This is a genomic window from Streptomyces sp. NPDC101194, assembly GCF_044767885.1.
In the GTDB taxonomy this organism is placed as follows: Bacteria; Actinomycetota; Actinomycetes; order Streptomycetales; family Streptomycetaceae; genus Streptomyces.
Genome location: NZ_JBIWOS010000005.1, coordinates 338,169 through 350,342, shown reverse-complemented (window position 1 = coordinate 350,342; position 12,174 = coordinate 338,169). Strand labels below are relative to the sequence as shown.

The window sequence follows — 12,174 nt, the reverse complement described above, 5'->3', positions numbered from 1 at the left end:
TGTCGCTGGCACAACTGGGCCACCATCCGTCCATGACTCCCGAGACACCGCAACTCACGGCGGCAGGCATCGATCCGTTCGACGAGAGCGTCTACCGCGCCGTTCTGACCCGGCGGACGGCGGCGCCTGCCGAACTCACCGCAGATCTCGACTGTTCCGCCGTGCGCGTCGCCAGGGCGCTGGACCGGCTCCGCGACCACGGGCTGGTCGGTCGGCTCGCCGGCTCCCGCCGCCGGTACGCCGCGATCGAGCCGGGCGCCGCCGTCGAGGCGTTGGTGCGGGCCAGAAGCGATGAGCTGCAGCGGGTCCGTTCGGCGGCCGACGAGCTGTCCCGGCTGTTCGCCGCCGCGCGCACCGGCGCGACCTGTGAGGACGAGGTGGAGATCACCACCGGCAGCGAGGCGCTCGGCCGCTGGTTCGTCCGTCTTCAGCAGGAGGCCCACGAGGACGTGATGACCCTGGACCGGCCGCCGTACGCCCTGACGACCTCCAACCCGGTGGAGGCGACGGCGCTCTGCCGCGGCGTACGGTACCGCGCGGTCTACGCCCCCGAGGCCCTGGAATGGCCGGGCGTCCTCGACGACATCCGCGAGCTGGTCCGGCAGGGCGAACAGGCCCGCGTCCTGCCCGGCCTGGGCATCAAACTCGCCATCGCCGACCGCAGGCTCGCCGTGATGCCGCTCTCCCTCGACCTCGACGACGTCCGCGCCGCGGTCATCCGCCCGTCCACCCTGCTCGATGCCCTCACCGGCTACTGGGAAATGTGCTGGAAGCAGGCCCTGCCCCTGAACGCCCCCGCCGAGGACCCCCTCGGCGAGGAGGACCGGCTCGTGCTCACCCTCCTGGTCAGCGGCCTCAAGGACGAGGCGATAGCCCGTCAGCTCGGCTGGTCCGTCCGCACCATGCGCCGCCGCATCAGCCGCCTGCACGACCTTCTCGGCGCGGCCAACCGCTTCCAGGCCGGAGTGATCGCGGCCCGCCGCGGCTGGTTGTGAGGGTGCACACCGACAGCGGGTGGGGCGGCGGTGGGTGGATGTGGTCTCGGCGGGCGCTCCATGCCTGCACAATTCACGCAGGAAGGCGGCCGCCGGGCCGCCCCCGTCCGGGGACGGCTTCTTCGACCGCAGTGCCGAGAGGGAACGAGAGGGCCGGTCATGAGAGGTCCTGCGTCCGGGGTCGACGTGTGCCCGCGACGGCTTCGATCACGTCCAGCGGTCGTGGCTCGGCTCGTGTGACGCCGCCACGCCGCTCACCACGCCCTCCCGGGCGGTACGCGTGCGCGCGGCGGACGTCCCCCGGCCCGGCGTCGCCGCTCCACCTCTGTGGCGATCCCCCGGAACATCGGGGGCCATGGGCGGTCGAGCCGGCAAGGGGTTCACGGGGTGCCGGGCCCGGGGCGGTGGTCGGTCTCGCCGGTGTCGAGCGCCTGCCGGGCGAACCGCAGGGCGTACGGCAGTGCGGCCCGGGTGAGCGGACCTGCGCCGACGGCGACGGCCGCGGCCAGGACCACGGGCTCCGCACGCACGACGGCCCGGAGCAGAGCGGTGGGAGGCGCGCACAGTCGGGTGGGCGGGCCGGGGAGTACGAGGGTCAGGGTCCGGTCGTCGGCACCCGGGCGCGGCCAGGTGAGTTCGATGCGCATGAGTCGGCCTTTGCGGGAGTGGGGCTCGGCACCTGCGGCCGGACGCCGTCGCCATTCGCGTACAGCGGGACGGCCCGGCGGAGGAACGCGGCGCGGGCCGTCCGGCGTGAGCGGGGGACTGCGGTCAGGCCGGAGGGCAGGTGTGGGGGGTGATGGTGGTGAGGGTCGGCTTTCTGGAGTACGGGTCGGGACTGGACCGGGCGCTCATGTCGTCACCTCCTCACGGCCGGGACACGCGCACATGTCCGGAAGCCGAAACACCGGTCGGGCGTCTCCCCGGACTCGTCCGGCGGAGAGAAACGGGCGGGGCGGCGGACGCACCGCCGACTCCGCCATCCAGCGCATGCGGACCTCTCCAGAGTTGCCGAAATGATCCGACCTGGTCAAGGTTGTCGAAAAGGTGAGCTATGTCACGGCCTCGCTGCATGCCTCGCCTGTCCTACGGAGGGAGATCGACCATGACTGGCAGTGCCCATGCGGACGGCTCAGGAGACACGAAGGCGCGGCATCCCGTTCAGGAGACGCTGTCGCACCCCGTGCAGATGGTGACGACGGCGGTGGAGAAGGTTCCCGGTGCCGACCGGGCGAAGGAGTTCGTCGACGGTGTGCTGGACTCCGTCGGGATCGTCTCGCCCCACGCGCGGCGGGTCGCGGCGTACGCCGGTGCCGGACTGCTCGGCGTGGTCGGTGTGGTCGAGTGGCCGGTCGCCGCAGCGGGCGCCGCCGCCGTGTGGCTTACGCAGCAGCGCCCCAAGGACGCCGCGGAGGTCCGGACGGCCGGCGCGGCCCGTACCGAGGGGGCGCCGAAGAAGCACACCGCCAAGTCGGTGAAGGCGTCGACTGCCACCCGCAAGGCGAAGTCCCCTGCCGGCAAGGCGAAGTCCCGTCCCGACAAGGCCAAGTCCCGTCCTGGCAAAGCGAGTTCAGGGACAACGAAGACCCGCGCTCCCAAGTCCGCGAGCGCCACGAGCACGGCCAAGGCCCGCACGTCCGGGCGGACCGCCAAGAGCGCCGCGGCCGAAACCTCACGCACCAGGGCGGGTGGGCGGAAGAAGCCCTGACGCCGTTCCTCCGCCCGCTGCGACGACCCAACACCGCGACCACCGCCCGCTCGACCGCTCCGACGACCGTCCGTTGCGTGCGGCACGCCCGCGAAGGTGAGACATGCTGCTCCGCTCAGTGACCGGGCTGCCCGCCGTGGTCCTTCAGAACGCCCTGGCGGCCCCCGTCGGGGCCGCACGCCGGGTCGCCCCGCCGGCCACCGGCACGGCGCGGATGGCCGCCGAACTCGTGAGCAGCGGTGCGCGTGGCGTCGTGAGCGGCGCGGCGGCGGTATCGGCGACCGCATTGCGGGTCGGCAGGGTCGCCCGCAACGCCATGACCCCTCGGACCGGTCACTGGCGTGCCGGGTCCCGTATGCACCTCGCGCTGCGGCGGCATCCGGAGGCGAGGGAGCCGGCCCTGGAGGAGGTCGGAACCGTTTGCGAGAAGGTGGCCGTCGAGCTGGCCGAACATCCCGATGTGCTGGTCGCCTACTGGGACAGCGGCCTGGAACGGCTGGTCGTGAAGACCACCGAGGGCGCGGTCGGTGAGCAGTTGGTGGACCGGGTGTCCGAAATCGCCGCCCGGCACGGGCTGGTGCGCGTCGACGACCAGGCGCTGGAGCACACGCACCCGGGCGCAGCCGGGGGCGTGCGTGCCAATGCCATCGCCGTGGTCTGCGATGCGGCGGGCGTCGCCACGGCCCTCGTGGCGAGGGCGGCCTTTTTGGGGACCGTGCCGGAGATCGTCGTGGCCGCGGCCGTCGTGATGCGGGAGGACTCCCGGGTACGGGCGGTGCTGAGCCGCGCACTGGGTCCGGACACGGCCGACCTGGTGCTTGCCGCGGCCCACGCGGCCGCCTGCGGGATCGGGCAGTCCCCGAGCCCGCTGCTGCTCGACGCGGTTCTGCGGATCGCCCAGTTGACGGAGTCCGTTGCCCAACTCGCGGCGTTCGACGCGGTGCACGACACGCTGTGCGTCCCGGGCAGGCCCACGGTGGGCGGAGACGACACCGTGCGTCCGCCGCTGCGTTCGTGTCCCGGCGAGGACTACGCCGACGCCGCGATCAACGGAATGCTGGGCGGGGCGGTCACCGCACTCCTGTTCACCCGCAGCCTCGACGGCGCGGCGGAGACGGTCCTCGCGGGTTCGCCCAAGGCCGCGCGCTACGGCCCGGCTGCCTTCACCGCTGCGCTCGGCAGTGTCCTGGCACGCGAGGACGTGCTGGTCCGCAGCCCTGAGCGGCTGCGCCGGCTGGAACTCGTGGACACCGTCGTCCTGCATCCCGGAGCGCTGCGCAGCACCCGGCGCACCGTGCTGGAGGTCCATCCCAGCAGGGCCGGGTGGGATCACCGCCGGCTGTGGCGTGAGGCCACCGCGGCGCTGAGCACGCCCGGGGACGGGGCGGTGGCGTCCCGGACCGGGAAGCCGGGAATCGGTCTGCGGCCGGTACCCGACGGGGCGACCTCGGACGCCGGACCGCCCGACACGGGCCTGATGATCGCGTCGGTGCGCGGTACCGATGTCGGTACGGTCCTGGTCGGCCGGGAGCTCGACCCGATGGCCGAGGCCGTGCTGGACGCGGCGCGCCGAGCCGGCCTGCACGTCGTCGTACCGGACGACCACTCGCTCGGAGAGTTCGGGGCCCTGGCCGACCAACTCGTCCCCTCCGGGGTTCCGTTGACCGAGGTCGTGGCCGGCCTGCGGAACGACGGGCGGACGGTCCTGACCTTGGCGCGCGTGCCGGCCGACCGGAGGGCGGCGGACGGGGCGCCGACCGACGTGGCCCGCGACGTGCTCGAAGGGCTGCTCGGCAGCGACATCGCGGTGGCCGTCGCCGACGAGCGCGGCGCCGTCGTCTGGGGCGCGGACGTGCTGCCCCTGCGCGGTCTGGAGGGTGCGTGGCGGTTGCTGTCCGCCGTGCCCGCGGCCCGGGCGGCCGGGCGTCGGGCCAAGTTCCTCGCCGAGGCCGGTGCCACGCTCTCCGAACTCCTGGTGCTCACCCGGGGGGCGCGGACCCAGCCGGTCCCGTTCCCGCTCGAACTGCGGATCAGTCCGGTCAGCATCGCCACCGCCGCGGCTCTGGTGTCCGGCTGGTGCGGCGCGCTGGGCGCCTCCTCCGGCGCGCCCCCGCACCCCGGGCCGCGGGTGCCGTGGCACGCTCTGCACCCGGAGGAGGTCATGGCCCGGCTGGCGAGGGCACCGCGGGCCGCGCCCACCGCGTGGGCGGTGGTGCGGGGGCGCGCCGGCCACGCACTGAACGCCGCAGCCACTCACCCGGTCCTCGCGCCGGTCCGGGTCGGCGCCCGCCTGGCGGGCGCCACCTGGGCCGAACTCGACGACCCGTTCACCCCCGTCCTGCTGATCGGTGCCACCGCGTCCGCGCTGCTGGGGTCCGTGGTGGACGCGTTCCTCGTCGTCGGAGCCGTCTCGGGGAACGCCCTGGTCGGCGGAGTGCAGCGGCTGCGCGCGGAGAGGGCGCTGGCCGAACTCGCCACCGGGCAACGGCGCACGGCCCGGCGCCTGTCCGACGTGTCGGCGGACGAGCCGTCCGTCGTCGAGGCCGGACGGCTGGCACCCGGCGAGGTGATCGAGCTGCGCACCAACGACGTCGTGCCGGCCGACGCACGCCTGCTGGAGGTCAGCGGCTTCGAGGTCGACGAGTCCTCGTTGACCGGCGAGTCGCTGCCCGCGCACAAACAGGTGGCCCCCGTGGCGGAGGCATCCGTCGCGGACCGCAGCTCCATGGTGTTCGAAGGCACCACGGTGGTGGCCGGGCGCGCCCGCGCCGTGGTGGTGGGCACCGGCGACCAGACCGAGGCCGGCCGCGCGGCGTCCCTCGCCGCCCGGGTCCCCGCCTCGGCGGGGGTCCAGGCGCGGCTGCACGAGCTGACCCGCCGGGCGCTGCCCCTCACCCTCGCCGGCGGCGCCGCGGTGGCGGGTCTGTCCCTGCTGCGCGGCCGCCCGGTGCGCACCGCGCTCCAGGGCGGGCTGGCGGTCGCTGTGGCCGCCGTCCCCGAAGGCATGCCCCTGGTGGCGACGGTGGCGCAGATGGCCGCGGCACGGCGGCTCAGCGGGCTGGGCGTACTGGTCCGCACGCCGCGCAGCCTGGAGGCCCTGGGACGCGTGGACACCATGTGCTTCGACAAGACCGGGACCCTCACCGAGAACCGGTTGCGGGTCGTCCGTCTGGTCACCGCCACCGGCGCCGAGCACCCGGCGTCCGGCCCCGAAGCGGAACAGATCCTTCGTATCGCCGCCCGGGCCTGCCCGCGCGTCGCCGAGCAGCCGGGCGTCCACGCCCACGCCACCGACGAGGCCGTCCTGGCGGCTGCCCCGCGCGAGACCGGGTGGACCGTGGTGCGGGCCCAGCCCTTCGAGGCGAGCCGGGGCTACGCGGCCGCCGTCGGAAGGGACGCGGACGGCGGGGACACCCTGGTCGTCAAGGGGGCTCCCGAGGTCATGCTGTCGTGCTGTCCCGACGCGGATCCGGCAACCGTCGACAGGGCGCGCGCCCTGGCCGCTCGGGGCCTGCGGCTGCTGGCCGTCGCACGGCGCCGCCTCGCGGCGGAGGAAGCGGCCGAGGCACTGGACAAGCCGCTCGAACCGCTGGAACTCGTCGGGTTCGTGGCGCTCGCCGACCGTCCTCGTGCCAGTTCGGCCCCGCTCGTGGCCGGCCTCGGCGACGTCGGCGTACGACCCGTCATGCTCACCGGCGACCACCCGGAGACGGCGCGTTCCGTGGCGGTGGCCCTGGGCTGGCCGTCCGACGTGACGGTCGTCACCGGCGACGAACTGGCCACGCTCGACCGAGCGGGGCGAGCGCGTCTGCTCCGGGACTGCGGCGTCGTGGCTCGCGTCGCGCCGGAGCAGAAGCTGCAGGTGGTCGAGGCTCTCCGGGAAGCGGGACGCGTCGTGGGCATGGTCGGGGACGGCGCCAACGATGCCGCCGCCATCCGCGCCGCCGACGTCGGGGTCGGCATCGCGGCGCGGGGGTCGGCCGCCGCGCGCAACGCCGCCGACCTCGTGATCACCAACGACGAGCTTTCGGTTCTCATCGATGCCATCGGCGAGGGCCGTGCCCTGTGGCGCAGCGTGGCCGACGCGATCAGCATCCTGCTCGGCGGGAACGCCGGCGAGGTCGGCTTCTCCGTGCTCGGCACTCTGCTGTCCGGTACGTCGCCGCTGTCGACGCGTCAGCTGCTGCTGGTCAATCTGCTCACCGACATGTTCCCCGCGATGGCGGTCGCGGTCACCCCTCACGATCCGGAACCCGCCGGAGAATCCACCGCAGTGCTCGACGCCCCCGTGGGCCTCGCCGTCCTCGGTCCTCCGCTGACCCGCCAGATCCTTCATCGCGGCCTGATCACCGGAGTCGGGGCGACCGCCGCATGGCTGCTCGGCGCTCTCACCCCGGGCTCGGTCCGGCGTACCAGCACGATGGCCCTGTGCGGTGTGGTCGGCGCCCAGCTCACCCAGACCGTCGTCGGACGCCGCCACAGCCCGCTGGTGCTGGTCACCGTCCTCGGCACGGCCGTCGTACTCGTTGCTCTCGTCCAGACGCCGGGCGTCAGCCACTTCTTCGGGTGTACGCCTCTGGGACCGCTGGCGTGGACCGGTGTGGCCGTCGCCGTCGGCGCGGCCGCCTGCGGGCCCCGCGTGCTGCCGCACGCCGACCGGCTGCTGTCCGACCTCGCCTCGCGGGTGCGTCCCGTGGTGCGGTTCGTCCACTGAGGGCTGTCCACGTACCGCAGTCGCCCGGCCGGCGTCTCCGCCTCCCCGGCAGGCTGGGAGCCGTGTTCGACGGAATGCTCGAATGGATGTCGCCGCGAGCAGCCGACCATGGCCCGTGTGGTGGGGGAAGCCCGTGGATGTCCGCACAACGAAGGACGGCTTGGTCAGAGGCCGTCGAACGGCCCGCGACATCGTGTCGTTCCTCGGTGTTCCCTGTGCTGCCCCGCCCTTCGGGGCCAACCGCTTCAGAGAGCCGCGTCCGGTCCAGCCGTGGCAGGGTGTGCGTGAGTGCCAGGACTTCGGCCCGGTGGCCCCGCATTCCGCGCGGCTTCCCGGAGCGCCGTTCTGGTCGCCGGGCGACGAGGACATCCTCACGCTCAACGTCTGGACTCCGGCATCCGACAACGGGCCGTCGCCGGTTCTCGTCTGGATCCACGGTGGTGCCTACACCTTCGGCTCTTCGGCGCAGCCCGACTTCGACGGCACCGCCCTGGCCGGTGCCGGGCTGGTGATGGTGACCTTCAACTACCGGCTTGGCTTTGAAGGCTTCGGTCACGTTCCGCCCGGCGCCGAGCCGCCCTGCCCGGAGAATTGGGGCCTGCTCGATCAGATCGCCGCGTTGCAGTGGGTGGGCGAGAACATCGCCGCCTTCGGTGGTGCGGCCCGTGCCCTGTGGCGCGACGCGGACTTCTCTCCCCTCCGGCCCTGAACCGGAAGTCTGGTTCACAGGCGCCGAGGGGATCAGCACAGCCACATGCTCCGTCACAACGATCTCGATGCCATGTCTCTCAGCCCCGCCTCGTCACAGGATCGGCGCCGGAGCCGGTGTAAGGCGACAGAGTGCCGTGAGGAGAGTCGGTCGGCACTCTCCTGCTCGGCCGGTGTGGAGCGGCGAACAGCGTCGACGGTGGACCTGGATCCGCATCGGCGGTTGGAACTGCGGCGGCTTTGTCGGGAAACGACCCCCACCACGGCCGGATCGAAGTCCATGAGCACGAGCCGGTCCCGCCCCGAGCACCACTCGACGCCGACGTGCTGCCCGGTCGTCGCCGGCAACGGCCCCCAGAAGGGGGACGGCCGCGCGAAGCTTCGCTGATCTTGCACCGGCCCGGTGAATGGTGGGCGGGGCTCGGATCCGGCTGAGCGCTCCCGCTTCGGCAGGAGGATCTGCCGCCCCCTGTACGGCAGATCACGCCCCATCTGCCGGACGGGCGGGCACCGCGCGCGAGACCGCCCGGCACGGGCCGGTCGGCCGCCGGAGCGGTCGCCTCGGCAGGGACTCCGAGCTGCCCGTACGTGGGGTGTCGCCGGGCATCGCCGTGCTGCGCCCGAAGCCGTTGTCAGTGGGCGGAGATAGGTTCGTTCATGTTCCGCCGCGACGGCGCGAACACCCCCCTTTTTTGGCATGCATGGGAGAGATGTGTTGACGGTCTGGGAGAGGGCGAGCACGGTGCGGGTGGTAGCGCCCGCGCGCCCGCGGAAGCTTGCCAAGGTGCCGTTCGTGGAGCTGGCTGACGGGCGGCTGCAGGGCGTGGTGTCCAGCGGGTCCGACATAGGACGTGTGTACGTGTCCTCGATCGCGGCCGGAACATACGCGTTCGCGTGCAGCACCAACAACAACCGTCCCTGCGGCGGCGCGCGCGGCACCTTCTGCAACCACATCCGCGCGCTCGTCGGCGAGGCCGTCCTCCAGTACGGCGCCGGGCGGGTCGCCCGGTATCTGAAGGCGGAGACGTCCGACGGGGAGCTCGACGGCCCCGGGCTCGTCTCGATGATGACCGCCACGCGCCCCGCGCAGGGCGACACTTCGGCCGCCGCCCCGGTCTTCAGCCGGTTCCTGCGGCACCTGGCCTACCTCGAACTGGAGCCCGTCACCGCACCGTTGCCCGAGATGCACTGGTTCCCGCCGACGAGGGCGGTGGCCTGATGCGTACGGATCTGCTCTTCGACCCCGTCGACGGGCTCGACGAGGCACTCGCGGCCGTGAACGCCTTCGACGGTGTACTCGTCGACGGGCTCCTCCGCCCGCAGCCCACGCAGGTCGCGGGCCTGACCGCGATCGCGGACGCCGTCTCGGGAACTCCGCTGGCCTCGCGGGTCGTCGAGGCGGCCGAGAAGGCCGCGGCCGGTGCCGCCGCCGAGGACCACTTCGTCGTGCTCGCCGCCGCCCGCACCGCCCTCATGGGCTCCGTCCACGACGCGCTGACGGCCCGCGTCGGAGACGTCACCGGGCGGCCGCGCGCCGAGGAGACGGCTCCCGCCGCCGACGGGGAGGAGCACGCCGCGAACGTGCTCGCCGCCGCCCGCGCCTGGCTGTGCGACCTCGCTCGCGCGGGCTGGCACGGTATCGACCACGAACTGATCGCCGCTGCCGCGCCCGTGGTCTCCGCGATGCTGTCCGACCCGTTGCTGCGGCGGCAGGCGACACTGTTCGACGGCTTCGCCGCCGAACTCGCCGCGTCCTGCCCGGGGGCCGCCCTGGAGCGCGTTCCGGAGCGCCGCTGGGCCGACCTGTGGTCGCGTGCGCTGCTCCTGACCCTGGCGGGCGCCGCCCGCACACCCGCCACGTCCCCCGCGACCGGCCGCCTGCTGCCGCTCGGCGTCGACATGCAGGAACACGCGACCGCCGTGCTGGCCCAGGTCCACGCGGTGTTCGAGCCCGCCGACGGCACGGCACCGCGCCTGGTGCGGGCCTCGGTGTCCGCGCCCAAGCCCGACACCGTCGTCGGTGCCGGGTTGTGGCAGCTGCTCCGCCCGCGCATGTCGCTTCTCGCCGCCGTGGGCGAGGGCCGTTCCATGGAGCTCGACGCCATGCCCCTCACCCCCGAGGGAGACCTCGTCTGGGACGACGAGCGGGCCCGCGCGGGCGAGGCCGCCGACCCGTTCGCGACGGCCCGGGTGATCCTCTCCACCGCGATCGAGCCCGTCACCGCCCCGCTGGACCGCCATCCGGCCCGGATCGCCGTACCCGTCCTGCTGGAGGGGTACGCGGCCGAGCAGGAGGACGGCGGGCCGTTGGCGTTCGGCCTCGCCGGCCACTGGCTGGCCGTCGACACCGACCGGGCACCGGCCGCGGGCCCGCTCACACCGGAGGCCGTCGCCGCGTCCGGCGCATGCGTGGGACTGCTGCGCTGGGACGCCGGGGAGTTCGTCCTCCAGCCGGTGGCCGTCGAGACGACCGTGCGGAAGAAGACCGTCGCCGTCCACGCGGGCGCGTGGGCCGGCGGCACCACCGACAAGGCCGGAGCACGGGCCGAGAAGGCGGCCACCGACTCCGTCGCCGTCCTGCGTGAACGCGCCGGAAGGCTGCTGCGGAAATGACCGGTCACATCCCTGGGAGCGGCCCCGGTTCCGCTGCCCCGCCGCCCGCCGGGCCGGCCCCCGACGACAACCGCCGCCAGGTCCTGTACTGGCGGCTCCTGGCCCGGCTCTTCGACCACGAGGAGCAGAGCGCGCTGGAAGCGGCGAGCCTCGCCGTCGTGGAGGACATCGGCCTGCCGTCCGCACTGCTGGACCCGGGCACGGCCGTCGACTCCGTCGTCCAGCGCCACCCGGAGCTGGCCGACGAGTTCGAAGGCTTGATGACCCCGGAGCCCGAAGCGGACGGTGTGCGCGACCGTGCCGCCGAGGTGCGGCGGGCCGCGCTCGCGTCGAAGCTGCTGCTCAACGTCTTCGCCACCGGATCCGGCACGGTCAGCGCCGGTCAGCTGGCACGCTGGCAGTCCGACGCGAGCCGACTCGAACGCGAGCTGGGCTGCCCACCCGGCGAACGATCGGCCGGGACGGGCATCGGCGGCAAAGACCTGGGACCCGAACTCGGCGCCATCGAGGCCGACCTGGTGCACCGCATGCACCTGCGCGAGGTTCTGGCCGACCCGGCACTGGCCGCCCGGCTCACCCCGAGCATGTCCCTGATCGAGCAATTGCTGCGCGACAAGGGAAACCTCTCCGGTGTGGCACTGGCCAACGCCAAGTCCCTCATCCGGCGGTACGTGGACCAGGTCGCCGAGGTGCTGCGCACGCAGGTGGAGAAGGCCACGGTCGGTGAACTGGACCGTTCGGTCCCGCCCAAGCGAGTCTTCCGGAACCTCGACCTCGACCGCACCATCTGGAAGAACCTCACCAACTGGAGCCCGCAGGAGGAGCGGCTCTACGTCGACCGCCTCTACTACCGGCACACCGTCCGGCGGACCACGCCGCAGCGGCTGATCGTCGTCGTCGACCAGTCGGGCTCCATGGTCGACTCCATGGTCAACTGCACCATCCTGGCCTCGATCTTCGCCGGGCTGCCGAAGGTGGACGTGCACCTCATCGCGTACGACACCCGCGCGATCGATCTCACCCCCTGGGTGCACGATCCGTTCGACGTGCTGCTGCGCACCAATCTCGGCGGCGGCAACGACGGACCGGTGGCCATGGCCATGGCCCGGCCGAAGATCGCCGAACCGAAGAACACCGTCATGGTGTGGATCTCGGACTTCTACGAGTTCGACCGTTCCCAGCCGCTGTTCGAGGGCATCGAGGCGGTGCACCGGTCCGGGGTGAGATTCATCCCCGTCGGCTCAGTGACCAGCTCCGGACGACAGGAGGTCAACCCCTGGTTCCGCGAACGGTTCAAGGCGCTCGGCACCCCGGTGGTCTCCGGCCACATCAACAAGCTCGTGCACGAACTCAAGACGTTCCTCACCTGAGACGACCCACGGCTCGGCCGCCCGCCGTCCCCGACGAAGGGGCAGCCGCCCGCCGGCCCCCGTATC

7 protein-coding genes and 1 pseudogene are annotated in these 12,174 nt (G+C 73.3%); 7 read left to right on the top strand and 1 reads right to left on the bottom strand.

Annotation, left to right across the window (positions count from 1 at the left end; translation table 11 throughout):
- Positions 1-32 precede the first annotated feature (32 nt).
- Positions 33-995, top strand: a complete 963-nt coding sequence (locus ACIRP2_RS21410; RefSeq protein WP_404252487.1) for a helix-turn-helix domain-containing protein — start codon at positions 33-35, stop codon at positions 993-995.
- A gap of 380 nt (positions 996-1,375) precedes the next feature.
- Here ACIRP2_RS21410 and ACIRP2_RS21405 read toward each other — a convergent pair whose 3' ends face one another.
- Positions 1,376-1,642 carry a hypothetical protein gene (locus ACIRP2_RS21405; RefSeq protein WP_404252485.1) on the bottom strand — a complete coding sequence of 89 codons (267 nt, stop codon included), beginning with the start codon at positions 1,640-1,642 and terminating at the stop codon, positions 1,376-1,378.
- A gap of 458 nt (positions 1,643-2,100) precedes the next feature.
- Between ACIRP2_RS21405 and ACIRP2_RS21400 the strand changes: the two genes are divergently transcribed.
- The 6 genes and pseudogenes from ACIRP2_RS21400 (at position 2,101) to ACIRP2_RS21375 (ending at position 12,108) form a co-directional block, all read left to right on the top strand.
- Complete coding sequence (locus tag ACIRP2_RS21400; protein WP_404252483.1) at positions 2,101-2,703, top strand: hypothetical protein; 603 nt, start codon at positions 2,101-2,103, stop codon at positions 2,701-2,703.
- A gap of 103 nt (positions 2,704-2,806) precedes the next feature.
- Positions 2,807-7,417 (top strand): cation-translocating P-type ATPase, encoded by a 4,611-nt coding sequence (locus ACIRP2_RS21395; protein ID WP_404252481.1) that lies wholly within the window; start codon positions 2,807-2,809, stop codon positions 7,415-7,417.
- Positions 7,418-7,550: 133 nt separating this feature from the next.
- Positions 7,551-8,075 (top strand): annotated as a pseudogene (locus ACIRP2_RS21390) (carboxylesterase family protein); the annotation flags it as partial.
- A 747-nt stretch (positions 8,076-8,822) separates the two neighbouring features.
- Entirely contained in the window at positions 8,823-9,344 is a 522-nt protein-coding gene (locus ACIRP2_RS21385; RefSeq protein WP_404252479.1) for a hypothetical protein, read from the top strand.
- A complete protein-coding gene (locus ACIRP2_RS21380) occupies positions 9,314-10,738 on the top strand; it encodes a hypothetical protein (protein WP_404252899.1) in 1,425 nt (474 codons plus the stop codon). Before ACIRP2_RS21385 ends, ACIRP2_RS21380 begins: the two co-directional genes overlap by 31 nt.
- Complete coding sequence (locus tag ACIRP2_RS21375; RefSeq protein ID WP_404252477.1) at positions 10,735-12,108, top strand: VWA domain-containing protein; 1,374 nt, start codon at positions 10,735-10,737, stop codon at positions 12,106-12,108. The genes ACIRP2_RS21380 and ACIRP2_RS21375 overlap by 4 nt, the downstream gene beginning before the upstream one ends.
- Positions 12,109-12,174: the final 66 nt, after the last annotated feature.

Excerpts from the sequence above, each read along its gene's own strand:
- ACIRP2_RS21395 (WP_404252481.1), top strand. The coding sequence starts at position 2,807 with ATGCTGCTCCGCTCAGTGACCGGGCTGCCCGCCGTGGTCCTTCAGAAC.
- ACIRP2_RS21400 (WP_404252483.1), top strand. The coding sequence starts at position 2,101 with ATGACTGGCAGTGCCCATGCGGACGGCTCAGGAGACACGAAGGCGCGG.
- ACIRP2_RS21385 (WP_404252479.1), top strand. The coding sequence starts at position 8,823 with ATGCATGGGAGAGATGTGTTGACGGTCTGGGAGAGGGCGAGCACGGTG.
- ACIRP2_RS21375 (WP_404252477.1), top strand. The coding sequence starts at position 10,735 with ATGACCGGTCACATCCCTGGGAGCGGCCCCGGTTCCGCTGCCCCGCCG.
- ACIRP2_RS21410 (WP_404252487.1), top strand. The coding sequence starts at position 33 with ATGACTCCCGAGACACCGCAACTCACGGCGGCAGGCATCGATCCGTTC.
- ACIRP2_RS21405 (WP_404252485.1), bottom strand. The coding sequence starts at position 1,642 with ATGCGCATCGAACTCACCTGGCCGCGCCCGGGTGCCGACGACCGGACC.